Annotated in this window: 28 protein-coding genes and 2 riboswitches; of the genes, 27 read left to right on the top strand and 1 reads right to left on the bottom strand. The window is 45.0% G+C overall.

Features of this window, described 5'->3' with window-relative positions:
* The first annotated feature begins 49 nt into the window (after positions 1 to 49).
* From P8596_RS12695 to P8596_RS12580, 24 genes are all read left to right on the top strand, one after another.
* A complete protein-coding gene (locus tag P8596_RS12695; RefSeq protein ID WP_279724062.1) occupies positions 50 to 1,435 on the top strand; it encodes an L-cystine transporter in 1,386 nt (461 codons plus the stop codon).
* Positions 1,436 to 1,610: 175 nt separating this feature from the next.
* The gene (locus P8596_RS12690) at positions 1,611 to 2,384 is read left to right on the top strand and encodes an SDR family oxidoreductase (protein WP_254651574.1); all 774 of its coding nucleotides are present in this window, start codon (positions 1,611 to 1,613) and stop codon (positions 2,382 to 2,384) included.
* A 33-nt stretch (positions 2,385 to 2,417) separates the two neighbouring features.
* Positions 2,418 to 3,647: an acyl-CoA dehydrogenase family protein gene (locus tag P8596_RS12685; protein WP_279724061.1), complete on the top strand. Its 1,230-nt coding sequence runs from the start codon at positions 2,418 to 2,420 to the stop codon at positions 3,645 to 3,647.
* 19 nt (positions 3,648 to 3,666) lie between these two features.
* On the top strand, positions 3,667 to 4,416 hold the full coding sequence (locus tag P8596_RS12680; RefSeq protein WP_279727001.1) for an SDR family NAD(P)-dependent oxidoreductase: 750 nt from the start codon (positions 3,667 to 3,669) through the stop codon (positions 4,414 to 4,416).
* 45 nt (positions 4,417 to 4,461) lie between these two features.
* Positions 4,462 to 6,057 (top strand): long-chain-fatty-acid--CoA ligase, encoded by a 1,596-nt coding sequence (locus P8596_RS12675; protein ID WP_279724060.1) that lies wholly within the window; start codon positions 4,462 to 4,464, stop codon positions 6,055 to 6,057.
* Between the two features lie 34 nt (positions 6,058 to 6,091).
* On the top strand, positions 6,092 to 6,658 hold the full coding sequence (locus P8596_RS12670; RefSeq protein WP_034759188.1) for a TetR/AcrR family transcriptional regulator: 567 nt from the start codon (positions 6,092 to 6,094) through the stop codon (positions 6,656 to 6,658).
* Positions 6,659 to 6,735: 77 nt separating this feature from the next.
* Complete coding sequence (locus tag P8596_RS12665) at positions 6,736 to 7,152, top strand: acyl-CoA thioesterase (protein WP_061809223.1); 417 nt, start codon at positions 6,736 to 6,738, stop codon at positions 7,150 to 7,152.
* A gap of 16 nt (positions 7,153 to 7,168) precedes the next feature.
* A complete protein-coding gene (locus P8596_RS12660) occupies positions 7,169 to 8,251 on the top strand; it encodes a phosphotransferase family protein (protein WP_279724059.1) in 1,083 nt (360 codons plus the stop codon).
* A gap of 13 nt (positions 8,252 to 8,264) precedes the next feature.
* Entirely contained in the window at positions 8,265 to 9,038 is a 774-nt protein-coding gene (locus tag P8596_RS12655) for an enoyl-CoA hydratase/isomerase family protein (RefSeq protein WP_279724058.1), read from the top strand.
* 11 nt (positions 9,039 to 9,049) lie between these two features.
* Positions 9,050 to 10,024 carry a quinone oxidoreductase family protein gene (locus tag P8596_RS12650; RefSeq protein WP_279724057.1) on the top strand — a complete coding sequence of 325 codons (975 nt, stop codon included), beginning with the start codon at positions 9,050 to 9,052 and terminating at the stop codon, positions 10,022 to 10,024.
* Between the two features lie 26 nt (positions 10,025 to 10,050).
* A complete protein-coding gene (locus tag P8596_RS12645) occupies positions 10,051 to 11,226 on the top strand; it encodes an acyl-CoA dehydrogenase family protein (RefSeq protein ID WP_061809227.1) in 1,176 nt (391 codons plus the stop codon).
* A gap of 21 nt (positions 11,227 to 11,247) precedes the next feature.
* A complete protein-coding gene (fabG, locus tag P8596_RS12640) occupies positions 11,248 to 12,006 on the top strand; it encodes a 3-oxoacyl-ACP reductase FabG (RefSeq protein ID WP_254651568.1) in 759 nt (252 codons plus the stop codon).
* Positions 12,007 to 12,030: 24 nt separating this feature from the next.
* On the top strand, positions 12,031 to 12,480 hold the full coding sequence (locus P8596_RS12635) for a MaoC family dehydratase N-terminal domain-containing protein (RefSeq protein WP_224519931.1): 450 nt from the start codon (positions 12,031 to 12,033) through the stop codon (positions 12,478 to 12,480).
* The gene (locus tag P8596_RS12630; RefSeq protein WP_224519932.1) at positions 12,477 to 12,881 is read left to right on the top strand and encodes a MaoC/PaaZ C-terminal domain-containing protein; all 405 of its coding nucleotides are present in this window, start codon (positions 12,477 to 12,479) and stop codon (positions 12,879 to 12,881) included. Before P8596_RS12635 ends, P8596_RS12630 begins: the two co-directional genes overlap by 4 nt.
* A 165-nt stretch (positions 12,882 to 13,046) precedes the next feature.
* A riboswitch (SAM riboswitch) is annotated at positions 13,047 to 13,152 on the top strand.
* Positions 13,153 to 13,229: 77 nt separating this feature from the next.
* Positions 13,230 to 13,385: a YezD family protein gene (locus P8596_RS12625; protein ID WP_224519933.1), complete on the top strand. Its 156-nt coding sequence runs from the start codon at positions 13,230 to 13,232 to the stop codon at positions 13,383 to 13,385.
* Between the two features lie 103 nt (positions 13,386 to 13,488).
* A complete protein-coding gene (locus tag P8596_RS12620; protein ID WP_224519934.1) occupies positions 13,489 to 14,187 on the top strand; it encodes a phosphoadenylyl-sulfate reductase in 699 nt (232 codons plus the stop codon).
* A 57-nt stretch (positions 14,188 to 14,244) separates the two neighbouring features.
* Positions 14,245 to 15,267, top strand: coding sequence for a sulfate permease (locus P8596_RS12615; RefSeq protein WP_279727000.1), 1,023 nt, complete (start codon positions 14,245 to 14,247; stop codon positions 15,265 to 15,267).
* A 43-nt stretch (positions 15,268 to 15,310) separates the two neighbouring features.
* Positions 15,311 to 16,447, top strand: coding sequence for a sulfate adenylyltransferase (gene sat / locus P8596_RS12610; RefSeq protein WP_224519935.1), 1,137 nt, complete (start codon positions 15,311 to 15,313; stop codon positions 16,445 to 16,447).
* Between the two features lie 21 nt (positions 16,448 to 16,468).
* Entirely contained in the window at positions 16,469 to 17,071 is a 603-nt protein-coding gene (cysC, locus tag P8596_RS12605) for an adenylyl-sulfate kinase (protein ID WP_279724056.1), read from the top strand.
* Positions 17,072 to 17,083: 12 nt separating this feature from the next.
* Positions 17,084 to 18,694, top strand: a complete 1,611-nt coding sequence (locus P8596_RS12600) for a nitrite/sulfite reductase (RefSeq protein WP_279724055.1) — start codon at positions 17,084 to 17,086, stop codon at positions 18,692 to 18,694.
* Positions 18,695 to 18,708: 14 nt separating this feature from the next.
* Complete coding sequence (locus P8596_RS12595; protein ID WP_279724054.1) at positions 18,709 to 18,933, top strand: DUF3906 family protein; 225 nt, start codon at positions 18,709 to 18,711, stop codon at positions 18,931 to 18,933.
* Positions 18,934 to 18,944: 11 nt separating this feature from the next.
* On the top strand, positions 18,945 to 19,709 hold the full coding sequence (cobA, locus tag P8596_RS12590; RefSeq protein WP_279724053.1) for a uroporphyrinogen-III C-methyltransferase: 765 nt from the start codon (positions 18,945 to 18,947) through the stop codon (positions 19,707 to 19,709).
* The gene (locus tag P8596_RS12585) at positions 19,710 to 20,465 is read left to right on the top strand and encodes a sirohydrochlorin chelatase (protein ID WP_279724052.1); all 756 of its coding nucleotides are present in this window, start codon (positions 19,710 to 19,712) and stop codon (positions 20,463 to 20,465) included.
* Positions 20,446 to 21,015, top strand: a complete 570-nt coding sequence (locus P8596_RS12580) for a precorrin-2 dehydrogenase/sirohydrochlorin ferrochelatase family protein (RefSeq protein WP_279724051.1) — start codon at positions 20,446 to 20,448, stop codon at positions 21,013 to 21,015. The genes P8596_RS12585 and P8596_RS12580 overlap by 20 nt, the downstream gene beginning before the upstream one ends.
* A gap of 52 nt (positions 21,016 to 21,067) precedes the next feature.
* On the opposite strand, the gene P8596_RS12575 is transcribed toward P8596_RS12580, so the two are convergent.
* A complete protein-coding gene (locus P8596_RS12575; RefSeq protein ID WP_254651563.1) occupies positions 21,068 to 21,316 on the bottom strand; it encodes a hypothetical protein in 249 nt (82 codons plus the stop codon).
* Between the two features lie 246 nt (positions 21,317 to 21,562).
* Positions 21,563 to 21,664, top strand: a riboswitch (purine riboswitch).
* 112 nt (positions 21,665 to 21,776) lie between these two features.
* On the opposite strand from P8596_RS12575, the gene P8596_RS12570 reads away from it, so the two are divergent.
* From P8596_RS12570 to P8596_RS12560, 3 genes are all read left to right on the top strand, one after another.
* Positions 21,777 to 22,367 (top strand): xanthine phosphoribosyltransferase, encoded by a 591-nt coding sequence (locus P8596_RS12570; protein ID WP_261750811.1) that lies wholly within the window; start codon positions 21,777 to 21,779, stop codon positions 22,365 to 22,367.
* On the top strand, positions 22,364 to 23,668 hold the full coding sequence (locus tag P8596_RS12565) for a nucleobase:cation symporter-2 family protein (RefSeq protein WP_279724050.1): 1,305 nt from the start codon (positions 22,364 to 22,366) through the stop codon (positions 23,666 to 23,668). Before P8596_RS12570 ends, P8596_RS12565 begins: the two co-directional genes overlap by 4 nt.
* 165 nt (positions 23,669 to 23,833) lie before the next feature.
* Positions 23,834 to 25,393 carry a long-chain-fatty-acid--CoA ligase gene (locus P8596_RS12560; protein WP_279724049.1) on the top strand — a complete coding sequence of 520 codons (1,560 nt, stop codon included), beginning with the start codon at positions 23,834 to 23,836 and terminating at the stop codon, positions 25,391 to 25,393.
* Positions 25,394 to 25,411: the final 18 nt, after the last annotated feature.

Here is a 25,411-nt window from a genome sequence, read left to right as displayed (position 1 = left end):
ACCCCGGTCTAACTTGTATCACTATCAACGATAAGAGGGAGGGTTTAGAATGAATGTCTGGTTTGTTTTGTTGAACATTTTGGTGTTTCTTGTTCTCATTGGTGTACTATTTCATATGCAAAGAAAAAATGTTTCGTTTTCAAAACGGGTGTTTGCTGCACTCGGACTGGGAATTGTTTTCGGTCTCGGTTTACAGTGGGTGTATGAAGCAGGGGATGAAAATGTCACCCAATCGATTGAATGGTTCAATATTGTGGGAACGGGTTATATTAAGCTGCTTCAGATGATAGTCATGCCACTCGTATTCGTATCGATCCTTTCAGCCTTTTCAAAATTAAAACGATCTTCCAATCTCGGTAAAATTTCTGTATTGATCATCGGATTGCTTGTGGGGACGACTGCAGTCGCGGCTGCAGTAGGTATTGCGACAACTGCAGCATTCGACCTGGAAGCCATCCAAATTGATCAAGGAAATGCCGAAGCGGCAAGGGGTGTTCAGCTGGAGGAGAGGGCAGCGGCTTTAGAAGGCCAAAGCTATCCTCAAAAAATCCTGGAACTCCTGCCTCAGAATCCTTTCCTTGATTTAACCGGAGAAAGAGCCACGTCGACCATAGCTGTTGTAATTTTTGCAGCCTTCATCGGCATCGCCTATTTAGGGGTTCAGCGAAAGGAACCTGAAGCGGCGGAATTTTTCAAGAAAATCGTGGATTCCATCTATGCTGTCGTCATGAGAATTGTGACCCTGGTATTGAGGCTGACGCCATTCGGTGTGCTGGCCATCATGGCTAAAACAGTCGCACTGAGTGATTTCGATGCCATCATGAAACTGGGTGAATTTGTAGGGGCGTCCTATGTTGCCCTTATTATTATGTTCTTGATCCATTTAGTATTATTGACGCTTACAGGACTGAATCCGGTCACATACGTGAAAAAAGTACTTCCCGTATTGGCTTTTGCCTTTACCTCAAGATCCAGTGCAGGGACGTTGCCCCTTAATATTCAAACCCAGAAAAATAAACTGGGTGTTTCTGAAGGGATCGCCAACTTTTCGGGATCTTTCGGATTATCCATCGGGCAAAACGGATGTGCCGGCGTGTACCCGGCTATGCTTGCCGTCATGATCGCACCTACGGTTGGCATCAATCCCTTTACCCCAACATTTATTTTCACGCTCATTGCCATTGTTGCCATCAGCTCCTTCGGTGTCGCAGGAGTTGGCGGCGGTGCCACATTTGCTGCTATCCTCGTCCTTTCTGCCATGGACCTGCCGGTGGCGTTAGCGGGTCTTTTGATTTCAATCGAACCTTTAATCGACATGGGCCGGACAGCCGTTAATGTGAGTGGTGCGATGACATCTGGAATCATCACGAGTAAGGTAACGGGAGAACTGGATACGGAAACCTATAATAAAGAAATGATCGAAGCTGAAGCTTAAATGGCGGGCCGGCTCATTTTTGGTGAGTCGGCTTTTTTATTGGAAAAGGAAATTTTACATGTTTTTAAGTGTTTATGATTGAAAATTCAGACTATATTATTTACTATAGAAGTAACATACCGACCGGTTAGTATCTTGGTGTGTGAATGACTGTATGAAAGAGGGAGGCAGGAAAATGCATGTAAAGGAATTGTTTGATTTATCCGGTAAGGTGGCACTGGTGACTGGTGGAGGCAGGGGTCTTGGAAAGCAGATTGCAACCTGTTTTGCGGAAGCAGGAGCAAATGTTGTCATCTGTTCAAGAAATGTAGAAGCATGTGATGAAGTCAAAAAGAATTTAGAGGGTATGGGTGTACAAGCACTTTCCTTTCAATGTGATGTCACGGATCCGGAAGACGTCGCGAGGGTTGTGGATGAAAGCCAAAAAGCATTTGGACGAATTGACATCCTGGTGAATAACAGCGGAGCTTCATGGGGGGCTCCTGCAGAAGAAATGCCCCTCGAGGCATGGCATAAAGTCATGAACGTAAATGTGAACGGGACCTTCATTATGTCACAGGCCGTAGGAAAGCTGATGTTAGCACAGAATGAAGGGAAAATCATCAATATCGCGTCTGTAGCGGGTCTTCAAGGAACGGACCCAAGATATATGGATGCCATCGGCTATAGTACAAGTAAAGCAGCAGTCATCAACTTCACCAAGGATCTTGCCGTGAAATGGGGCTCTCGCGGAGTCCATGTTAACGCAATCGCACCAGGCTTCTTTCCGACAAAAATGTCAAAGGGGATCCTCTCCCATGCCGGGGAAGCCATTTTAGAAGGTACGCCGTTAAATCGATTCGGAAGCGAAGATGATTTAAAAGGGGCGGCTCTTTTCCTTGCTTCCCGTGCCTCTGATTTTGTAACAGGTTCGGTCCTTGTGGTGGATGGCGGCTCATCAGCGATGTAAAAAGATTACTTCTAAAAAGGAAGGTTGGATGTCATGGAGTTCTCCTATTCTCCAAAAGTACAAGAATATCAAAATAAACTCTCCCGCTTTATGGAAGAGTTCGTATACCCGAATGAATCCCTTTATGAACAGCAATTAAACAAGCAGGACACCCGATGGAGTTCAGTCCCGCCCATCATGGAAGAATTAAAAGAAGAAGCAAGGAAACAAGGGTTATGGAACTTATTTCTACCAGAAAGTGAATATGGGGCGGGATTAAGTAATGTGGAATATGCACCGCTTTGCGAAATCATGGGCAGGTCTTTGATCGGTCCGGAAGTATTCAACTGCAACGCTCCCGATACCGGTAATATGGAAGTGTTGGAGCGGTATGGAACCCCTGCCCAAAAGGAGCGATACCTGATCCCCCTCCTGAATGGTGAGATCCGCTCCTGTTTCTCGATGACGGAGCCGGAAGTCGCTTCATCCGATGCCACAAATATCAAGGCAAGCATCGTTCGGGATGGGGATGAATACGTCATCAATGCCAGGAAATGGTGGTCTTCCGGCGCTGGGGATCCCCGGTGCACTTTCTCCATCTTAATGGGGAAAACAGACCCTGATGCAAGACGACATGAGCAGCAATCGATGATCATCGTCCCATTGGACGCGGAGGGTGTGAAAATCGAACGGATGCTTCCGGTCTTTGGATACGATCATGCTCCTCATGGTCATGGAGAAATCACCTTTACCGATGTGCGGGTGCCCCTGGAAAATATGATCTGGGCGGAAGGGAAAGGTTTTGCCATTGCTCAAGGGCGATTAGGACCAGGCAGGATCCATCATTGCATGCGTTTGATCGGTGCAGCGGAAAGGGCGCTTGAAGAATTATGTAAGCGTGTTCAAAACAGGGAAGCATTCGGAAAGACGCTCTCAAGTCAGGGGGTCGTGATGGAATGGATCGCTGATTCACGTATTGAAATCGAGCAGGCTCGCCTTCTGACCATGAAAGCTGCTTATATGATGGACACCGTAGGGAATAAATTGGCCAAACAGGAAATCGCGATGATCAAGGTAGTGGCCCCTTCCATGGCGTTACGGGTGTTAGACCGGGCCATTCAGGCATTTGGGGCGGCCGGGGTATCAGGTGATCATTCGATGGCGGCACAGTGGGCGAACGCCCGTACATTACGACTTGCCGACGGACCTGATGAAGTACACCGTGCCCAACTCGCAAAATTAGAACTGAGAAAATATCAAAAAGCCTCTCCGGTAGAGAGCTAGGAAGCGAGAGTGATTGAATATGAGGCTATCGGGAATGGTTTCGATCATCACTGGAGGAGGCGGTGGAATAGGACGTGCGACCGCTTTAAGATTTTCTGAAGAAGGGGCATCAGTCGTTGTGGCAGATCTGGATGAATCTAGGGGGGAGGAAACGGTAAGACTCATCAGGGAAAAGAATGGGCATGCGATGTATGTAAGGACGAATGTCAGAGACAGTGAAAGCATGCAAGAGCTCGTACATAAAACGGTCGAGCATTTCGGAAGTTTGGACATCCTCGTTAATAATGCCGGAATCGGGCAGTCAGAGGTAAGGAGTATCGATTTAGAAGAAACAGAATGGGATGATGTCGTTGATACCAACTTAAAGAGTATATTCCTGGGGATGAAGTATAGTGTACCGGAACTTATGAAAAAAGGCGGGGTCATTGTGAACGTTTCAAGCCTTCTTGGATTGAAGGGGAGAAAATACGTATCAGCCTATAATGCTGCAAAAGGCGGAGTGGTGTTGTTGACGCAAAATGCCGCTCTGGAGTACGGAAAAGATGGAATCCGGGTAAATGCTATAGCTCCCGGTGTCATCGATACAAACATTATTGAAGGGTGGAAACAGGATGAACGGAAATGGTCGGTGATTTCTCATTCGAATGCCCTCAGGAGGATTGGAAACCCGGATGAAGTGGCTTCAGCGATCTTGTTCCTGGCATCGGATGAAGCCTCCTTTATTACCGGATCCACATTATCTGTAGATGGTGGTGGATTGATCTATTGAGACCGTGCAGTTGCATCAGAATAAAAAAATGAAAGGAATGATTTTGTGACAACTAAATCCTGGCACGTTCATTATCCTGAATCGTTCGATACTGATATACCAGCAATTGATTTCTCAATACCCCATATGCTTCAACAAACCGTATCAAGTTACCCTGAATACCCGTGTATAAGCTTCTATCAAAAGCGCATGACGTATCGTGAACTTCAAGGTGCCGTCACATTGTTTTCCTCGTCCCTCCAGCATATCGGGACGGAAAAAGGAGACCGGGTTGCCATCATGCTCCCTAACTGTCCCCAATATGTCATTTCTTATTATGGGATCCTTACCACTGGCGGAATTGTTACCCAGGTTAATCCAATGTCTGTAGAAAGGGAACTCATTCATTTACTGAATGACTCCGGGGCGGAAACGATCATTTTATTGGACCGCTTTTATCCCATTATTCAATCCATTCAAAAGGAAACCAAGGTGAAAACGATCATTGTCGTCAGCTTCCAAGGGGAGGATCATGAGACGGATTACACGTTTAATGAATTTTTGAAGCTTGGGGACGGTCGGGTTTCACCCATTTCAATAGAGCCGGAAGATGTTGCGGTTCTTCAATACACAGGAGGAACAACCGGCGTGTCCAAGGGTGTGATGCTCACTCATAGCAATATCCTTTCAAATGTCATGCAAAGTCAGCGGTTTTTTAAAGAAAGCATTCAAACAGGGGAAGAAAGAAGTCTGAGTGTAATTCCCTTCTTTCATGTATTTGGAATGAATTCATGCATGAATCTTTCCATTTATACAGCAAATGAAATGATCCTGCTGCCACGTTTTGAGCTCTCAGAAGTATTATCAACCATTAAGAGGGAGAAACCCACATTGTTCCCTGGAGTGCCGACCATGTATGTGGCGATTACGAATCATCCTTCTGCAGAAGACTATGGGATTCATTCGATCAAGCTATGTAACAGCGGCAGTGCCCCCATGCCTGTTGAACTCTTAAATCAGTTCGAGAAGAAAACAGGGGCAAAGATATTGGAAGGGTATGGTTTGTCCGAAGCCTCGCCGACGACCCATTGTAATCCCGCCTTTGCAGAAAGAAAGCCTGGAACTGTCGGAATCGGCCTCCCGTCTACAGATTATAAGGTAGTGGATATAGCGACCGGCATGAAGGAAGTACCTCCGGGAGAGATTGGAGAGCTGATCATCAAAGGTCCCCAAGTCATGAAGGGGTACTGGAATTTACCTGAAGAAACCGCCAATGCCCTTCGTGACGGATGGCTATACACAGGAGACATTGCCCGGATGGATGATGAAGGGTATGTATCGATAGTGGATCGAAAGAAAGATATGATCATTGCTTCAGGATATAACGTGTATCCCCGGGAAGTGGAAGAAGTCATCTATGAACATCCCTCTGTACAGGAAGCGGTCGTAATCGGGGTCCCTGACTCCTATCGTGGAGAAACCGTGAAAGCCGTGATTGTCCTTAAGGCTGGGGAAAAGGTGTCAGAACAGGAATTGATGGGGTTCTGTCAGGAGAATATGTCTTCATTCAAAGTCCCAAGGATTATTGAATTCCGGGATGAACTTCCAAAGACGAGTGTAGGGAAGATACTAAGAAGGGCCCTCCGGGAAAATGTGATATAATTCAGGGGATATTTGCAGATTGAGGGGACTTCATATGAAAGAAAAAATGACAGAGCAAGCAGTACGATTATTTGATCAAAAAGGCTTTACCGTCACGTCCATTCAGGATATCGTTGAATCGATCGGGGTGACAAAAGGAACATTCTACTATTACTTTTCTAGTAAAGAAGAGCTTCTAAAGGAAATTCATATGAGATATATCGATGGCTTATTGTCCAAGCAGGAAAGAATTCTGGAAGATGGGAGTAAATCTTTCCGCGAGAAACTTTTTGACATCATTCATCTTTCCATCGTGGACATCAAAGAACAAGGAGCCAGTGCCAAAGTGTTTTTCAGGGAGATGAGACACTTAAGCCATGAAAGTGTGGACCAAATCGAACCCAAGCGGGATATGTACCGATACAATATTGAAAAGCTCTTGAAAGAAGGAAGAAAGTCCGGGGATTTCCGAAACGACTTTGATGTTTCCGTTGTAGCCTTCGGTATACTCGGGATGATGAACTGGAGCTATCAATGGTATAAGCCTGACGGTGCGAAGACGGATGAAGAAATCGCAGGCACGTTTGTCGATATGGTCTTGAAAGGAATTCAAACACAATAGAGGGGAAGCGGTTTTAGCATTTCCTCTTCCTTTAACATACCGACTGGTTAGTATTTATAATGAAAGAAGGCGGATAAATGGATTCTATCACCGTAAGAAGTAGATTCTGCGAAACAGATGCACTGGGGCATATTAACAATACCACTTACTTTGTCTATTTAGAGGAAGCGCGAATTAAATTCTTTCAAACAATCGGATTCGATATGGACGTGAAGGATTGGCAGTTTATCCTGGCTTCCACCAAATGTGATTTCGTATCACAGGGTTATTTCAATCAAGAACTTGTTATCACCACCGATGTTTCCAAAATCGGATCCAAGAGTTTTCAGTTAGACCATGATATCCTGTGTGCGGAGACTCATCAACTGATCGCAAGGGGAAACGCGGTCATTGTATATTTTGACTTTCAGGAACAACGGAGCAAAGCAATCCCTGATCTATTAAAAGCTCAGTTAAACAATCATTTTCGTTCTGAAAAAACTGAATATTCTTGAATCTAGGAGGGGTAACATGGCGGAGCGAATGGAATATGAAACGGTTTCAGTCCGAAAAGGAGAAGAATTAAATAAAAGGAAATTACATGACTTCCTGGTTGAGCATTTTCCTGATCTGCAACAAGAAAAGTTGAGCATTAAACAGTTTTCTGCAGGTCACTCAAATCTAACGTATTTGCTTTCAATGGGAGAATGGGAAGGAGTTTTAAGACGTCCCCCCTTAGGGCCCGTCGCACCGAAGGCACATGATATGAAAAGAGAATTCAGGATCCTTTCAGAGATCCACCCTTTATTCGACGTTACACCAAAACCCTATGTATTCTCTGAAGATGAAGGGATAGTCGGAAGCCCATTCTTCATCATGGAACGAAAAAGGGGGGAAGTATTCGATACATCATTTCCCCCCCATCTGAATGTAACGCCTGAGGTGTGCAAGAAAATCTCGGAAGAAATGGTTTCAAGAATGGTTGAGCTTCATTCCATTGACCATACCAAAACCTCACTACATGAAATCAGTAAACCCGAACACTTTATGGAGAGACAGGTTCACGGGTGGATCAATCGCTATGAACGTGCCAAAACAAGTGAGATTCGTGATGTAAAACATCTCACACAATGGTTGATCAGAAACGTTCCGGAAAATGCTGAGTCCACGATCATTCATTATGACTTTAAATTAAACAATAGTATGTTTTCTGAAGACCTGACATCCATGGTGGGTTTATTCGATTGGGAGATGGCGACCGTCGGAGACCCCCTTGCAGATCTGGGTGTCGCCATGGGGTATTGGATCCAGCAAGATGATCCTGAATTGTTAAAGTACGGTCTCGGGAAGCCTCCAGTGACCATCATGGACGGTTTTTACAGCAGAAGAGAGTTTATTGAAAAATATGCAGAAAAAAGCGGCAGGGACGTAAATCACATTCATTTCTATTTGTCTTTTGCCTACTTTAAGCTGGCGGTTATTGTGCAGCAAATTTATTACCGTTTTAAGATGGGTCAGACAAGTGATGCCCGTTTTTCCGGGTTCGATCGGTTTGCCGAGTCTTTAATTACCCTGGGTAATCAGGCAGCATTTGATTTCAGGGAACAAATATAAGGGGATGAATAGGATGCAATCATTATTAGTCGAAATGAATGACCGGGTGTTGAATGTTACCTTGAATCGACCAGACAGCTTAAACTCATTTGATGAGAATATGCTTACCGGATTGATAGAAGCGGTAGAAGAGGCTGGGCGGAATCAGGAGATCCGGGCAATCGTGATCCGCGGTGCCGGAAGGTCATTCTCTGCTGGTGGCGACGTAAAAACGATGGGAAGTGCCACATCAGCCCAAGTCTATGAACATATCGGAATACTGAATTCATGTATCAAAGCCATCAAAACAATAGAAAAGCCGGTCATTGCCTCCGTCCATGGTTTCGCCGCAGGTGCCGGATTTAATTTAGCATTGGCATGTGATCTAATCATTGCTACAGAAACCAGTCAATTTGCACTGAGCTTCTCCAAAGTAGGGCTCATTTCGGATGGAGGGGGTTCTTATTTTCTCCCAAGGTTGATCGGCCCTCATCTTGCAAAGGAGTTCTTTTTTACCGGAGAACCTGTGTCTGCCCTGAGGATGTATGAATTAGGGGTGATTAATAGGCTGGTGCCCGCTGATCGTCTGGAAGAAAAAACATATGAGCTGGCTTCTACCCTCGCTTCGGGTCCAAGCAAAGCCTACGGCATGATGAAGAAAATGATTGATCGTTCATTCACCACTACCCTGGATGAAATACTGGAGCAGGAAAGAATCACTCAAACCCTGATGATCTCAACGGAAGATCATGTAGAAGGAGTTTCAGCGTTTAAAGAAAAAAGGACCCCCTCTTTTTCGGGGAATTAGGAGGAGTATAGATGAAAGCGATCCAATTTAGGGAGTTCGGTGGTCCTGATGTGTTGAAGAATGTGGACATTGATATGCCTTCACCCCGTGGGAGGGAGGTATTGATCAAAGTGCATGCCTCTGCTGTCAATTATGCGGATACGGCCAGGAGAGAAGGTCAATATGTGGTAAAGACCCCCCTTCCTTACATTCCCGGTGCGGAAGTCTCAGGCATCGTAACCGAAGTCGGAGAAGATGTGACCAGGATCAAAAAAGGAGACCGGGTCGTAGCGATGATGGATTCAGGCGGGTATGCAGAATATGCCATGACAGATGAACGATCCATCATCCCCCTTCCATATGGCTTGGATTTTAAAGAAGCGGCTGCAATACCTGTACAGGGACTGAGTGCGTATCATATTTTGAAAACACTTGGGAGACTCGAGCAGGGTGAGACGGTCCTCATTCATGCGGCTGCAGGTGGTGTAGGGCTCTTAGCCGTTCAACTCGCAAAGCGATTCGGTGCAGGTAAAGTGATCGCCACTGCAAGCACCGAGGAGAAGCTTCGCTTAGCAGAAGATATGGGAGCAGATGTACTGGTCAATTATACAGAGGAAGAATGGGAGAAAAAAGTTCTGGATGCTACAAGTGGAAAGGGTGTGCATCTTGCGCTGGAGATGGCAGGTGGTGACGTCTTTTACAAAACATTAAAATGCCTTGCCCACTTCGGGAGAATGATCATCTACGGTGTAGCAAGCGGGGAGCAAAGCAGATTCTATCCCTCTTCCTTAATGGAAAAGAATCAATCGGTCACCGGTTTTTTCCTTCCTCCTCTGATGAGGGACACTGAGTTGACCCAAAAAACCCTTCATGAAATCTTTCATTACGTGGCGAACGGAGATTTAAAGGTCACAGTGGGGCACGTGTTCCCATTGGAAGAAGCGGCAAAGGTCCACTCCCTCATGCAGGGAAGACAGACAGTGGGAAAAGTGATCCTGAAGCCATAATTTTATCTTATTAGGGGGGAATAAAAATGAACTTACGCTTGTCAGATGAACAAAAGATGATCCAAAAGACCATCCGGAAATTTGTAGAGAAAGAATTGATTCCTTTAGAAAATGAAGTGCTGCGAAATGAAAGGGAGGGAAAGCCCAGCCTCTCTCCGGAAAAAAAGAAAGAGCTGCAAATGAAGGCCAAGGATGCAGGTTTCTGGGGAATCAACACTCCCGAGGAATACGGAGGGGCTGATCTCGGTCAAATGATGATGGCCATCGTCTATATGGAAATCTCCAAGACCTTTGTTCCGTTCTCCTTTGGAGGATATGCGGATAACATTCTGTACTACGCCAACGATGAGCAGAAGAAAAACTATTTGATACCGACAATCAATGGAGAAAAGAAATCATGTTTTGCCATGACCGAACCCGGAGCGGGATCTGATACCCGTAATATCCGGACCACAGCCGTGAAAGACGGAAACGAATGGATATTAAATGGTGAGAAAACGTTCATTACCGGTGGAAACGAAGCAGATTTCGTCATGGTCATGGCCGTGACGGATAAAGAAAAACATCGTCGGACAGGTCGGGAAGGAGTCACTTGTTTCATCGCCGATCGAAGCATGGGCTGGAAATCCGAATATATCCATACAATGGGGGAATGGGGCCCGGCAAGTCTTTTCTTTGATGATGTAAGGGTTCCTGAAGAGAATATCCTTGGTGAAATCGATGGCGGCTACAATCTGGGATTGGAGTGGATCGGATTTGCCCGCTGGATTGTAGGGGCCCAGGCGGTGGGAGCAGCAGAACGACTTCTTCAAATGGCCATCGACTATTCGAAAGAAAGAGAAACATTTGGAAAACCTATCGCGGACCGGCAGGCGATTCAGTGGCAGATTGCGGATTCAGCCGTGGAAATTGAAGCGGCCCGCTGGCTCGTGTTAAATGCAGCATTCACACTCGATCAAGGGGAAGACAATCGTCACGTTGCGTCGATGGCCAAGCTATATGGATCCAATATGGGGAATCGGGTCGTAGATCGCGTCCTCCAGATCCATGGTGGTATGGGCTATACAAGAGAGCTGCCAATCGAACGATGGTACCGGGAGGCAAGGTTATGGCGCATTTATGATGGAACCGATGAAATTCAAAAACTGATCATTTCAAGGAATTTATTAAAAGGTCATGTGAAACTTGGGCAATTTGTATAAACAGAAATGGAGGCAGACGAAATGGGAGAGCGATTCAGAGGAAAAGTGGCTTTAGTTACAGGTGGAAGCAGAGGGATCGGCAGGGCGATTGCCGGATTACTGGCTGAAGAAGGGGCCAAGGTGGCCATCATCGACGTCAATGAGGATGCGTTGAATGAAGCGAGTGAGGTATTTAAACAATATGAATTGTATACAAAAGTGGCAAATGTCGTAGAATCCCGGGAAGTTGAAAATGCGATGAAGGAAGTATATGAATCTTTTGGTTCCCTGGACATTGTGGTGAATAATGCAGGGGTCATCAGGGATAATCTGTTATTCAAAATGACCGAAAACGATTGGGAGACGGTCATGGATGTGCATTTAAAGGGTTCATTCAATGTAGTGAAGGCAGCCCAACAATACATGGTCAAACAAAAGTACGGACGCATCATCAATATTTCATCCACCTCAGCATTGGGAAATCGCGGGCAGGCAAACTACGCAACGGCTAAAGCAGGTCTTCAAGGCTTGACGAAAACCCTTGCCATAGAACTTGGTCCATTCGGAATCACCACGAATGCTGTAGCACCGGGCTTTATTGAAACCGATATGACGAAAGAAACTGCGAAACGGATCGGGATCACTTTCGATCAATTAGTGGAAGCAAGTCTCCAGGGAATCCCTGTTGGAAGAAGCGGGACTCCTGAAGATATTGCAAATGCCGTCGCTTTTTTTGCAGATGAAAAATCTTCATTCGTCAATGGTCAGGTTCTCTACGTTGCTGGAGGGCCGAAAGCCTGAATAAAGAAGAAAGAGGTGAAGAATATGTTTGAATCCTATATCGGAAAGAGGTCTACTTCCACCCGGAATGCAGTGGAAAGAGGAGCGGTTCGGAAATTTGCAGACGCCATTGGCGATCCCCATCCCTTTTATGTGGATGAAGATGCCGGGAAGTCCTCCTCTTATGGGGGGAACATTGCCCCTCCCACCTTTCCGAGAGTGTTCGACTATGGTTCGATCGAAGGCTTTCATTTACCGAATGATGGGTTGATTCACGGTGAACAATCCTTTCATTATGAAAGACCTTTGAAGGTAGGGGAAACGATTCAATGTTATACGGAAATAAAAAACTATTATGAACGGGAAGGTACCGGGGGGAAACTGGGATTCCTTGTCATCGAAGATGTCGGGGAAGATTCTCGTGGGGAAAGAATCTTCACTTCCCAGGCGATTGTCATTATTACAGAAGAAGTCAGAAAGAGGTTGAGTAAATGACAATACTACAATCATTCGGAATAGGAGATACACTCCCCCCGGTTGAACTCGCTCCGGTCACGAGGATGGACCTGATCAAATACGCAGGAGCTTCCGGAGACTACAATCCGATACACACCATCGATGATGAAGCCTTGAAGCTGGGTCTTCCAGGAATCATCGCTCATGGAATGTGGACGATGGGCAATGTGTCCAAACTTTTCAGCCCACACTATGAGGAAGGCTTTATCCAGGATTACTCGGTACGATTTAAAGGGATGGTCATGTTACATGATGTGGTGACATTACGGGCAGAATTGACGGACAAACAGGAAAACCTCCTTCATTTTAAGGTTTTAGCCACAAACCAAGCCGGGAAGAACGTAATTGAGGGTAACGTCGCGTTTAGGGTCCTTGAATAGTTGCGCAATGCTTTATGAAAAATTGTCGTAGAACCACCCCCAATCGAATAAACATGTATGGAATGATGTTTGAATAAAATAAGACAAAAGACATAAATCCGATCGAAAAACTCGGGTTGACTTCTGCTGTAATTGTGATATTATTTAGAATATTAAAATGAATAACTCTTATCCAGAGTGGTGGAGGGATCTGGCCCTGCGAAGCCCAGCAACCTACGTATTGTAAGGTGCTAATTCCAGCAAAATGTGAAGTCATTTTGGAAGATAAGGTAACCTTACCTGAACAACTTTCCAAAATGGGAAGTTGTTTTTTTCTGATCTGGATAAGAAGAAAATTGGGGGTATCATGTGAAAAAAGAGAAGAACCAGCATGTACAGTTTGACTTGGTAGCAGAGAAAATCCAGTCCATGCTTGAAACCATGAGCTTTGGTTCAATCACGATTATCGTACAGGATGGAAAAGTCATTCAATTAGAGAAAAATGAGAAAGTCCGAATAAAATAAGCTGACTAGACAAACTAGAGGCGCGTAGCAAAAATATAGGGACTCCTTATATTTTGTTACCGCCTCTTTTTCTTTGGATAAGCGTCAGGGAATGGGGTGTACTATGTTAACGTATCAGACTTGGAAACAGCCATCCATGGAATTTGAAGTGGATCCTGTCTATAAAGGAGCGCTTAACGTCCTGAAATGGACATATGATCATTATGGTGACGAGGTTGTATATGCGTGCAGTTTCGGGATAGAAGGCATTGTGCTTATCGATCTCATATCCAAGGTGAAACCGCAGGCAACCATTGTATTCCTTGATACAGGGGTTCATTTCAAGGAAACGTATGAAATCATCGAGAAAGTGAAGAAGGCGTATCCCGAGTTGACCATCCATATGAAAAAGCCTCAGTTGACCCTCAAGGAGCAGGCAGAGGCATATGGGGATAAGTTATGGGAAACCAAACCAAACCAATGCTGTCAAATTCGGAAGCTTGACCCGTTAAAAGAAACATTATCCAAGGGGCACGCATGGATTTCAGGATTAAGGAGGGAACAATCCCCAACAAGACAACATGTTGAATTCATCAATAAAGATGACAAATTTCAATCCGTTAAAATCTGTCCGCTGATTCACTGGACGTGGAAGGAGATCTGGCGTTATACCCATAAGCATAATCTTTCTTATAACCCCCTTCACGATCAAGGGTATCCGAGCATTGGCTGCTTCCATTGCACCACACCGGCTATTGATGTCAATGATCTTCGCTCCGGAAGATGGAAAGGAAAAGGAAAGACAGAATGCGGTCTCCATTAGATAGGGTGACGGGATTTGCTTGAAATCTCGGCCCTTCTGATCAGCTTGTTCTTCGCCATGAACATTGGTGCCAGCGGAGCGGCAGCGTCAATGGGAGTGGCATATGGTGCAGGCGCAATAAAAAACATCCGGACAGCGCTATGGATATGCGCGGCAGGTGTCCTGAGTGGAGCGGTTCTGGGTGGTGGAGAGGTTGTAAAGACAATCAGTTCTGGGATCATCCCACAGAATCTATTGTCGATAAAGGTCGTTCTCATTATTTTGTTATCCGCAACGATTTCATTGTTTCTTGCGAATGTGATCGGCATTCCGCTATCTACGAGTGAAGTAACGGTTGGCGCGGTTGTAGGAGTCGGGGTAGCTTATCAGGTTCTGTATGTAAAATCACTTATTACGATCATGTCTTTCTGGGTGATCGTCCCTGTCATCGCCTTTTTCGTAACATGGCTTGCGGGATTGGGTTTAGTTCAGCTTGAAAAGCGGGGGTATCATTTTGATAAACAGTGGCTTGCTTATCTGTTGATCATCGCTGGATTCTTTGAAGCTTTCTCAGCAGGCATGAATAATGTTGCCAATGCCGTTGGTCCTTTGGTGGGGGCAGGGCTGATATCACCTTCACGTGGAATCTTGATTGGTGGTGCATTTGTTGCACTGGGAGCTGTTTTACTGGGAAAGAAAGTAGTCGAAACAAACGGCAAGAAAATTACGCAATATTCTAAAGCTGAAGGAATTGTCATTTCCTCAACAGGAGCCTTCCTCGTCATCTTGAGCTCTCTGTATGGATTGCCGATCCCTCTGACACAGGTTACGTCCTCTTCCATTATTGGTTTGGGTGTATCTAAAAACGGCAAGCACATGCTGCAAAAGAAAATCGTCAAAAAAATCGTCAAAATCTGGGTGGTCTCCCCTTTGATTTCACTCAGTATTTCATACTTTTTGGTCAAATTGTTGATCGATAGTGATCTGTACTCAATTGTTGTACCGATAAGCGTCATTATTGCCACAGTAGGTGCGTTGTCCCTGATGAGGGTCATTCATGAGGAAAGACGGTCTGTCCACGAAGAAGGAGGAGGCATTTGATTTTAATCCCGATTAAACAAATATGTTAAGGAGGATATTTTACATGAGTTTACAGCCACACGGAGGAGTACTGGTCCAATCTTATTTACCTGAAAAATCCTATAAGGACATCGTACACGAATTGCCACTGGACGACATCGCATTGAGTGACCTGGAACTGATTGCAATCGGTGCTTACAGTCCCTTAGAAGGATTCTTGTCCAATCGGGATTATCAGACCGTGGTGGAATCATTACGGCTTGAGAGCGGATGTGTATGGAGCATTCCCATCACTTTGCCCATCGATAAGGAGCAGGCTGGTTTTGTACAGATAGGGAAAAGGAGCAGACTGGTCTATAAAGGAGTAACATACGGGGTTATCGACGTAGAGGATATCTACGAACCTGACAAATATAAAGAAGCCCTTCTTGTCTATGGAACGACGGACGGGGAACATCCCGGAGTAAAGAAGCTATTCGAGCGCGGTGATGTGTATGTCGGAGGTAAGATTACACTAGTGAAAAGGCTCTCCAAGCCTTTCAGGGAGTATACCTTCGATCCAGTTGAAACACGTAAAAGGTTCAATGATAAGGGATGGAGAACGATTGTTGGTTTCCAGACAAGAAACCCTGTTCACAGGGCGCATGAATACATTCAGAAAACGGCTTTGGAAACGGTGGATGCCTTATTTTTAAATCCGCTGGTGGGTGAAACGAAAGCGGATGATATTTCTGCTGAAATCCGGATGAAGAGCTATGACGTTCTCCTGAGGAACTATTACCCGAAAGACCGTGTATTTCTCGGCGTCTTTCCTGCTGCTATGAGATATGCAGGGCCTAGAGAAGCCATTTTTCATGCGTTAGTGAGAAAAAATTATGGATGTACTCACTTCATTGTCGGGAGGGATCATGCAGGGGTTGGTGATTATTATGGAACCTATGATGCCCAAAAGATTTTTGATCAGTTTACGGAAGAAGAGATCGGGATTACCCCTCTTCGCTTCGAACATAGCTTCTATTGTGAGAAATGTGAGGGGATGGCGACGACAAAAACCTGTCCCCATGGAAAAGAGCATCACGTCATCCTATCCGGAACAAAAGTAAGGGGAATGCTGAGGAACGGGGAAGTCCCTCCTTCAACATTCAGTCGTCCAGAGGTCATTGATGTATTGATCAAGGGTCTCAAACAAGAATCCAAATAATCGGCCGGGGAGGAAGATAGCTTGAGTGAAAAACAAGAAAACATTGTATGGCATGAATCAACAATCACCAAGCAGCATAGAAGGAAAAAGAATGGTCATCAAAGTTTCATTCTCTGGTTCACAGGATTATCCGCTTCAGGTAAATCGACAGTGGCGAATGCACTTGCTGCCTCCCTTTTTAATCAGGGAAAGCAGGTGTACGTTCTGGATGGAGATAACGTCCGTCATGGATTGAATCAGGATTTGGGCTTTAACGAGGACGACCGTAAAGAAAACATCAGACGGATAGGTGAAGTGTCGAAACTTTTCATTGATAGCGGTCAAATTGTGCTCACCGCGTTTATATCACCTTTCAGAAAAGACCGGGATCTTGTGAGAAGCCTGGTCGGCCCTGAAGAATTCCTGGAAATATACGTACATTGTTCCCTGGAGGAATGTGAAAAGCGGGATCCAAAAGGGCTGTATAAAAAAGCCCGTAAACAAGAAATCACCCATTTCACGGGAATCAGTGCTCCGTATGAAGAACCGGAAAATCCGGAAATCGTCCTGGATACAGAAAAGAACTCAATTGAACAATGTGTAGAAATTCTTTTGACGGAATTAAAGCAAAGACAATTGATATAAGGAGAGGAAATCATGGCATATAAGAAAGCTTGGGAGTCAAATGAAAAATTGAACAAAACGGAACAATGGAAGCTTGAAAAAGATGGTTTGAAGATTTTCGATGATATTCCGTATTATGCAGAAAACGGATTCTCATCCATCCCGAAAGAAGAATGGGATAAATTCAAATGGGCAGGACTTTACCTTCAAAGACCAAAGGAAGACGGGTATTTCATGATGAGGGTCAATGTCCCTTCCGGCATATTATCGTACGATCAGGCAAGGGAGCTTGCTTCCATCTGTAAGGAATACGGCAGGGGTGTGTATGATATCACTACCCGCCAGGCCATCCAGTTCCACTGGTTGAAGATTGAACAAATCCCTGATATCTTCAAGCGTCTGGAAAAAGTCGGATTGTCTTCTGCAGGGGCATGTGGGGATATCACACGTAACATCGTCGGAAACCCTCTTGCTGGCATCGATCCGGATGAACTCTTTGACACAAGAGCCGTTGTGAAGGAAGTCTATGACTTTTTCCAGCATAACGAAGACTTTTCAAATTTACCGAGAAAGTATAAAGTCGCGATTTCCGCCAATCTCAATAATGCAGCGAATGCCGAAATCAACTGTGTTTCTTTCCTTCCGGCGAAAAAGCAGATAGACGGGAAAGAGAAGAACGGATTTCACCTGAAGGTCGGAGGTGGTTTGTCTTCGAGACCTCTTCTGGCACAAGAATTGGACGTATTCGTCCTTCCCCATCAGGTGAAAGACGTAACGATTGCCCTTACGACCATTTTTCGCGACTACGGATATCGTGAAAAACGGCATTTAGCCCGTTTGAAATTCTTAATGGCCGACTGGGGGCCTGAGAAGTTCAAGAAAAAACTGCTGGAGTATGTAGAGCTTCTTCCGGCAGGGACAGACGCAGTGAAAGGATGGAACGCTGGATACTTCTACGGGGTCCACCCACAGAAACAGGAAGGACTTAATTACGTGGGGCTGAATGTTCCTGTCGGCAGGCTGAACTCCGATGAAGTGTTCGAGCTTGCAAGGATCTCAAAGAAATATGGAAATGGTGAACTCAGAAACTGTAATTCTCAGAATCTCATCATTCCGAATATCCCCGATGAGCATGTGGATGCTTTGCTTAACGAAAAGATCTTTGACCGGATTTCAACGAGCCCTTTATCTTTCATCGGGTACTCTGTATCGTGCACAGGAATCGAATATTGCAATCTTGCTTTGGTAGAGACAAAGGAGCGGATGAGACAGATCGCCAATGACTTGGATCAGGAATTGACGTTGGATGTCCCAGTGAGGATCCATATGGTGGGTTGCCCCAATTCATGCGGTCAGCGACAAATTGCAGACATCGGTCTCCAGGGGATCAAAATGAGGACGAAAGATAAGAAAATGATCGAAGCCTTTGAAATCTATGTAGGGGGTACCCTTCAGGACGGCGGGAAATTGAATGAAAAGCTGAAAGGGAAAGTGGAAGCCGCCAATCTGTCCGAAGTCGTCAAGCAACTCTTGATTCATTTCAAACAAACAAAGGAACAAGGGGAAACGTTCTTTGACTATATCAACCGAGTCGGTACCACTCCTCTTCAGGAATCGTTGGATCAACTGCTGCAGGAAGCATAAGGAGGCAATGAGAGATGAATTTATATCGATTTGAAGTCACTGCCCATGATTTAGTCACGATTGTCGTCATAGCAGCTGATACAGATGAGAAAGCTTTTGACCTGGTTGAGATCGAACTTGAGAAGTATTTCTTGAAAAAGCCGGATGTCAGGGATATCTCCCTTTATGAAAAAAAGAGAATCCGCGGAAATGGTGCAGGATTTGTCCTGCACGAACAGGAAACCATCATTACATCCTGAGGAGGGAAACAATGGGAAAGGTATATTTAGTCGGAGCGGGACCCGGAGATCCGGAACTGATCACGGTAAAAGCGCTGAAATCCATACAAAAAGCAGACGTCATTCTTTATGATCGCCTGGTGAACAAGGAACTTCTCACATACGCGAAGAAAGGGGCAGATTTGATCTACTGTGGAAAACTGCCAAACTATCATACGATGAAACAAGACACGATCAATCATTTTCTGGTACGCTACGCGGCAAGCGGAAAAGTGGTGGTCAGGTTAAAGGGGGGAGATCCCTTTGTATTCGGAAGAGGCGGTGAAGAAGCGGAAGCATGCGCGAAAAAAGGGATTCCTTTTGAAATCATTCCGGGTATCACGTCAGGAATCGCAGCCGCTGCCTATGCAGGGATACCCGTCACTCACAGGGATGCAAGCTCAAGCGTTGCATTTGTGACGGGGCATAAACAAAACAATCAACTTGAAGATGAAAAATGGGAAGGCTTATCGAAAGGAATCGATACCCTGGCCATCTATATGGGAGTCAGCAACCTCCCTTATATCAGAGAAAAGCTCATACAATATGGCAAATCCAAGCATACCCCTGTGGCACTTGTTCACTGGGGGACGACAGAAGTGCAAAAGACCGTTACAGGGACCCTTGATACGATCATTGATATCGTGAAAGAGGAAAAAATAGAAAATCCAAGTATGATCATCGTAGGCGAAGTGGTACGGTACCGTGAGAAAATTCAATGGTTTGAAAAGAAAATGATCATGAGCGAGGCTTTATAGATGAAACGTGCGGTATTGTATGTGTGCCATGGCAGTCGTTTGGTGAAAGCCCGTGAAGAAGCTGTTGCCTTCATCAAGCGATGTCAGAAACATGTCGAGGCGGATATTCAGGAAATAAGCTTCCTTGAACTTGCCAGCCCTTCCATTGTAGAAGGATTCCGTTCATGCGTAGACAGAGGGGCCACTCACCTGACTGTCGTACCGCTCCTTCTTCTGACGGCGGTCCATGCCAAGAAGGATATCCCTGATGAAATCCAAAGATGCATGGGGTTATATCCTCATATCAAGGTGAAATACGGACGTCCAATCGGCGTACACGAACGGATGGTCGAAAGTGTCATTAATAAAATCGAGGAGTCTGCCCCACTTCATTCATCAACATCGGTCATCCTAATAGGAAGGGGGAGTTCAGATCCGGATGTCAAGAGGGATTTCGGTGCACTAGCTGAGCATGTCCATCGAAAAACAGCGATAAGCGAAGTAAGAACATGCTATTTAACGGCAGCCTCACCGAGCTTTACAGAGACTCTGGAGTCCTTAAAAAATACAGAGGGAAACGTTGTCTTCGTGCCTTATCTCCTATTCACCGGGTTATTGATGAAAGGGATCGAGAAAGAAATCAGCAGAACCCATAATCAACATATCCTCCTGGCGAACTATTTAGGGTATGACCCTCTTGTGGAGCAGGCATTTCTGGACCGGGTAAATGAATCTCTGTGGGTCAAAGGAGAAGACTATGCTGCCAATCATGATTGATGTGAAGGATAAGCAAGTGACGATTATAGGTGGAGGAAAAGTGGCGCGTCGTAAGCTCTCTATATTTCTTGAGCAGGGAGCAAATATTACCATCATCAGTCCTGAAGTGGTCGATGAGATCAGAGTACTACATGAAGAGAAGAAAATAGTCTGGATCAAGAGAGAAGTGCTGGAAGATGATGTAAATGAAGCGTTCATCGTCATCGCTGCCACGAATAAGCGATCGGTGAACGAGCAGGTGAAAAAGTACTCCGACAGAAATCAGCTTCTATGTGTAGTGGACGATGGGGATTGTGGAAATATGCAGATGGTCTCCTTTACACAAAAAGGGACTTTCACCATTGCTGTTTCTACAGGCGGTGCTAGTCCATTCTTAGCAAAGAAGCTTACGAATCAACTGTCTCAATCATTTGATGATTCCTTCATTGAGAAGCTTGCAATCATTTCATCTGAGAGAAAGGATATCAAAGCATCGGATTTACCTGAATGGGAAAAAAGAAAGCTGTTAAGAGAACTTTCGTATAAGCTTGAGGTAATGGAAAATGAGTAAAGCATGGGGAGTATAGTTTCCCCATGCTTTACTCATTTGTCATCTATGAAGATTATGATCCGCCCTCTACAAGGCTCTGATTTATTTTTTGCTGATTCAAATGTACAAGCTCACTTAATCCTAAGAAAAACATCGTTGCTCCCAAAGAAAGAAGATATAGCAGCCAAATGGCAGATGTCATATCCTCGATCCCGAAAATACCGGATTTAGAAACATCCAATTTCATTGCGGTAATACTACCGGCAAAAAATAAAAACCATGCAAATACTTTAAGACCTATGGCAACGGCATTTTGTTTCATAAAATCCCTCCTGTTTTCCAATAAAGATGAAAAAATCACTACATAATATGATTATAGTTCTGACCATTGAAGATATGACTTTTTATCTATTTTATCAATGAGATATTTTCTGAACCTATTTCCCTTTGTAAAGGGAATCGTTAGAAAACACTTCTTTTTTCACGAACATTTAACTTTGAATTTGTTTTAATGTTAGGAAATGAGTCTTTACAAAAGGATAAGTTGACGGTATACTAACCACTATCAAAACAATCTTACTTTTTCACTCATATAATAGCGGGGATATGGCCCGCAAGTTTCTACCGGATTACCGTAAATGGTCCGACTATGGGTGAGCAATGATAGGTGCGTCTTTATGGACGCTCTTTGCCTAACCCAAAGGTCATTGTCTCACTCTGATGTGAGCACAATATCCTTTGGGTTTTTTAGTATCTACAACAGGTAAAGGAGCGGTTCATACATGAATGTATTAAAAAATAAGATCAAAGCGGAGGGTGTCGTCCTTTCAGAAACGGTATTAAAGGTCGATTCATTCCTTAATCATCAAGTGGATCCGGAACTGATGATGGAAATTGGAAAAGAATTTGCGCATCGTTTCAAAGAGGAAGGAATTACGAAGATACTGACCATTGAATCGTCAGGGATCGCCCCAGGTGTGATGGCTGCCCTTTACTTGAATGTTCCACTTGTCTTTGCACGAAAAAAGAAATCGTTGACGCTTACAGAGGGAGTTCTTACTTCAAAGGTGTATTCATTCACAAAGCAAGAAGAAAATACCATTTCCATCTCGAGGGAGTACATACAAAAAAATGATCGAGTCTTATTGATCGATGATTTCCTGGCAAACGGGCAGGCAGCATTGGGGTTGATCGACTTAGTGAAACAGGCGGAAGCGGTTGTCGCCGGAATCGGGATAGTCATTGAAAAGTCATTTCAAAATGGCGGGAAAATCGTTCGGGATACTGGCTATAGAGTGGAATCTTTAGCTGAAATAGAGTCCCTTGAAAACGGAGAAGTACAATTTAAGGAAGAGGAGGCGACTGTATCATGAAGAATCAGCCTCTTAAACTGGCTTCACTTGGTATCCAGCATGTTCTTGCCATGTATGCAGGTGCGGTCATTGTCCCCTTGATCGTCGGAGGGGCCCTTGGACTTTCGGGAGAACAGCTTACGTATCTTGTATCCATCGATATTTTTATGTGTGGAATCGCGACCCTGCTGCAAGTGTGGAGTAATCGATTCTTCGGGATCGGACTACCGGTTGTTCTCGGATGTACGTTCACCGCAGTCGGCCCTATGATCGCGATTGGAGGTCAATATGGGATCTCAGCCATCTATGGATCGATTCTCGTTTCAGGTCTTTTCGTCATTGTGATCAGTAAATATTTTGGGAAGCTTGTCCGCTTTTTCCCGCCAGTCGTGACGGGTTCTGTCGTGACGATTATTGGAATCACACTGATCCCTGTTGCCATGAATAATATGGCAGGCGGTCAGGGAAGTGCCGATTTTGGTTCATTGGAAAATTTGTCATTAGCATTTGGAACGTTGGTATTCATATTATTCTTATATAAATTCTTTACAGGTTTTGTCCGCTCAGTATCCATTTTACTCGGACTGATGGCAGGAACGGTTGTCGCTTTCGTTCTCGGAAAAGTCGATTTCAGTGCTGTTGGCGATGCTTCGTGGTTTCATATGGCTAAACCATTCTACTTCGGGATGCCGACCTTTGAAATAACAGCCATCCTCACGATGATTCTTGTAGCCATGGTCAGCCTGGTAGAGTCAACGGGCGTGTATTTCGCCCTTGGGGATATCACTGATAAAAAGATTTCAGAAGAAGATTTAGCAAAAGGGTATCGTGCAGAAGGACTGGCCATCGTCCTCGGTGGATTATTCAATGCATTTCCGTATACGGCGTATTCTCAGAATGTCGGATTGGTTCAGCTTTCGGGTGTGAAGCGGAATAATGTGATATATGCAACGGGTGCTTTCCTTGTGATCCTTGGTTTGGTCCCAAAAATCGGTGCACTTACCACTGTGATTCCTGCTTCCGTATTGGGAGGTGCGATGGTCGCCATGTTCGGTATGGTGGTCGCGTACGGAATTAAAATGCTGAGTCACGTGAATTTTGCTTCACAGGAGAACCTATTGATCATCGCGTGTTCTGTAGGAATGGGACTTGGGGTAACGGCTGTCCCTGAATTGTTTGCTCAAATGCCAACAAGCATCCGCATCTTGACGGATAACGGAATCGTGGCCGGCAGTTTAACCGCGATTGGGCTGAATATCTTTTTTAATGTGTTATCTAAACGTAAGTTGAATGTTGTGGTGAGGGAGCAAAAAGCTTCATAATTTTGATAAAACCGTCATTTCTATTCCATTTAGAGATGACGGTTTTTTCTTCATGTTATATTTCTGAATTATCTGATATCAAGGAGGGGAAAAGGACACCGGTCACGAACATTATGGGTAGGGAATGTGTCAGAATGGAACACCTTACTTAGAAGGAGGAAGAAAATGTACGCAACCACTGGATCTATTTTTGACCAAACGGTAATGAAATTCCGCAATAAGGAGGCAATCGTAGAAGAGAAGACTGGTAAACGGTTGACCTTTGGGGAGTGGCAGGATGAAGTACATCGTGTGGCCAATGCCCTCTTGGAAGCAGGCGTAAGGAAAGGGGACCGGGTTTCTACTTATCTATTCAATACATTGGAGTTAGCCAATGTCTATTTTGCATGCGGGAAAATCGGTGCCGTGATCAATCCGATAAACTTCCGGCTGAAAGGGAAGGAAATACACTTTATATTGGAAGATGCAGAACCTAAGGTCGTACTGTTTGAAGAAGCTCTTTCCCAACCGATTGATGGGATATCCAAGAACTTTCCTCGGACCCTTTTTTGGTATGTGGGGGACAACACGCCAGCATTTGCTCAAAGCTATCATGAGGTAGTGAGTCCTTGTTCCACGGCACTTGCTGATTTTTCAGTAGAAGACACGGACATATATGCCATCATGTACACGAGCGGTACCACCGGCAGACCAAAAGGAGTGCTCCACAGACACCGGGATATGGCGGAGCAAAGCTTGATTTGTACATCGGTTATGGGGCTTACACCAAATGATATCGGACTTGTGACAGCGCCCATGTTCCATTGTGCCGAACTTCATTGTTGTTTCCTTCCACGGGTACAAGCGGGAGCGAAAAATATCATCGTTCATCAGTTCAATCCCCAGACGGTATTGGAGGTCATACAACGTGAGAAAGTCACCAATCTTTTCGCGGCACCGACCATGTGGAATATGCTTCTCCAGCATGGGGTGGAGGAGTATGATACATCATCACTCCGGGTCGGTCTCTACGGGGCTGCCCCAATGGCACCTGTTCTTGTCAGGGCTCTACAAGAAACAATGAATGTGGACCTGATCCAGGCGTATGGTCAGACGGAAATGGGGCCAGCGGTTACGTTCCTGCTACAGGATGAACAGCTGACGAAGGCTGGTTCCGCCGGTCGTGCCGCTTATAACCATGAAATACGAGTGGTAAGACCCAATGAGAACGTTCCTTCTGATCCTGACGATATGTGTAAACCCGGTGAAGTCGGGGAAATCATTGTCAGGGGCTCATGCACGATGCTTGAATACTTTAACCGAAAGGAAGCGACGGAAAAAGCGTTGTATAAAGGCTGGTACCACTCCAGTGACTTAGGTTTCATGGATGAGGAAGGATACTTGTATGTGGCCGACAGGGTAGATGATATGGTGATTACAGGAGGGGAGAACGTCTATCCCCGTGAGGTAGAGGACGCCCTCCATGTTCATGAAGATGTGTTGGATGTCGCCGTCCTCGGTCAGCCTGATGAAACATGGGGAGAGCAGGTTTTGGCAGTAGTGGTATCGAAAAATCCTTCTCTTTCATCGGGGGATCTAGATTTATTTTTGAAGAATGGTGATCTGTTGGCAGATTATAAGAGGCCACGGGAATATGTATTTGTGAATGAGCTTCCACGTAATGCAAGTGGGAAAATTCAAAAGTTCCTGCTGAGGGAAAATTTTAAACACCAGGAAAAACAATGATAAAGGGCTGTCGAATCG

This window comes from Rossellomorea sp. DA94 (assembly GCF_029834455.1).
Classification (GTDB): Bacteria; Bacillota; Bacilli; order Bacillales; family Bacillaceae_B; genus Rossellomorea; species Rossellomorea vietnamensis.
Note: the sequence above shows the minus strand (reverse complement) of the source record. Positions and strands in the feature narration are given on the sequence as shown.

Bases quoted from the DNA above. Each gene is read 5' to 3' on its own strand.
- sat (WP_224519935.1), top strand. From the start codon at position 15,311: ATGAGTTTACAGCCACACGGAGGAGTACTGGTCCAATCTTATTTACCT.
- P8596_RS12635 (WP_224519931.1), top strand. From the start codon at position 12,031: ATGTTTGAATCCTATATCGGAAAGAGGTCTACTTCCACCCGGAATGCA.
- P8596_RS12585 (WP_279724052.1), top strand. From the start codon at position 19,710: ATGAAACGTGCGGTATTGTATGTGTGCCATGGCAGTCGTTTGGTGAAA.
- P8596_RS12665 (WP_061809223.1), top strand. From the start codon at position 6,736: ATGGATTCTATCACCGTAAGAAGTAGATTCTGCGAAACAGATGCACTG.
- P8596_RS12680 (WP_279727001.1), top strand. From the start codon at position 3,667: ATGAGGCTATCGGGAATGGTTTCGATCATCACTGGAGGAGGCGGTGGA.
- P8596_RS12565 (WP_279724050.1), top strand. From the start codon at position 22,364: ATGAAGAATCAGCCTCTTAAACTGGCTTCACTTGGTATCCAGCATGTT.
- P8596_RS12620 (WP_224519934.1), top strand. From the start codon at position 13,489: ATGTTAACGTATCAGACTTGGAAACAGCCATCCATGGAATTTGAAGTG.
- cobA (WP_279724053.1), top strand. From the start codon at position 18,945: ATGGGAAAGGTATATTTAGTCGGAGCGGGACCCGGAGATCCGGAACTG.
- P8596_RS12695 (WP_279724062.1), top strand. From the start codon at position 50: ATGAATGTCTGGTTTGTTTTGTTGAACATTTTGGTGTTTCTTGTTCTC.
- P8596_RS12560 (WP_279724049.1), top strand. From the start codon at position 23,834: ATGTACGCAACCACTGGATCTATTTTTGACCAAACGGTAATGAAATTC.
- P8596_RS12690 (WP_254651574.1), top strand. From the start codon at position 1,611: ATGCATGTAAAGGAATTGTTTGATTTATCCGGTAAGGTGGCACTGGTG.
- P8596_RS12570 (WP_261750811.1), top strand. From the start codon at position 21,777: ATGAATGTATTAAAAAATAAGATCAAAGCGGAGGGTGTCGTCCTTTCA.
- P8596_RS12630 (WP_224519932.1), top strand. From the start codon at position 12,477: ATGACAATACTACAATCATTCGGAATAGGAGATACACTCCCCCCGGTT.
- P8596_RS12575 (WP_254651563.1), bottom strand. From the start codon at position 21,316: ATGAAACAAAATGCCGTTGCCATAGGTCTTAAAGTATTTGCATGGTTT.
- P8596_RS12685 (WP_279724061.1), top strand. From the start codon at position 2,418: ATGGAGTTCTCCTATTCTCCAAAAGTACAAGAATATCAAAATAAACTC.
- P8596_RS12600 (WP_279724055.1), top strand. From the start codon at position 17,084: ATGGCATATAAGAAAGCTTGGGAGTCAAATGAAAAATTGAACAAAACG.
- P8596_RS12580 (WP_279724051.1), top strand. From the start codon at position 20,446: ATGCTGCCAATCATGATTGATGTGAAGGATAAGCAAGTGACGATTATA.
- P8596_RS12595 (WP_279724054.1), top strand. From the start codon at position 18,709: ATGAATTTATATCGATTTGAAGTCACTGCCCATGATTTAGTCACGATT.
- fabG (WP_254651568.1), top strand. From the start codon at position 11,248: ATGGGAGAGCGATTCAGAGGAAAAGTGGCTTTAGTTACAGGTGGAAGC.
- P8596_RS12655 (WP_279724058.1), top strand. From the start codon at position 8,265: ATGCAATCATTATTAGTCGAAATGAATGACCGGGTGTTGAATGTTACC.
- P8596_RS12670 (WP_034759188.1), top strand. From the start codon at position 6,092: ATGAAAGAAAAAATGACAGAGCAAGCAGTACGATTATTTGATCAAAAA.
- P8596_RS12660 (WP_279724059.1), top strand. From the start codon at position 7,169: ATGGCGGAGCGAATGGAATATGAAACGGTTTCAGTCCGAAAAGGAGAA.
- P8596_RS12645 (WP_061809227.1), top strand. From the start codon at position 10,051: ATGAACTTACGCTTGTCAGATGAACAAAAGATGATCCAAAAGACCATC.
- P8596_RS12615 (WP_279727000.1), top strand. From the start codon at position 14,245: ATGAACATTGGTGCCAGCGGAGCGGCAGCGTCAATGGGAGTGGCATAT.
- P8596_RS12650 (WP_279724057.1), top strand. From the start codon at position 9,050: ATGAAAGCGATCCAATTTAGGGAGTTCGGTGGTCCTGATGTGTTGAAG.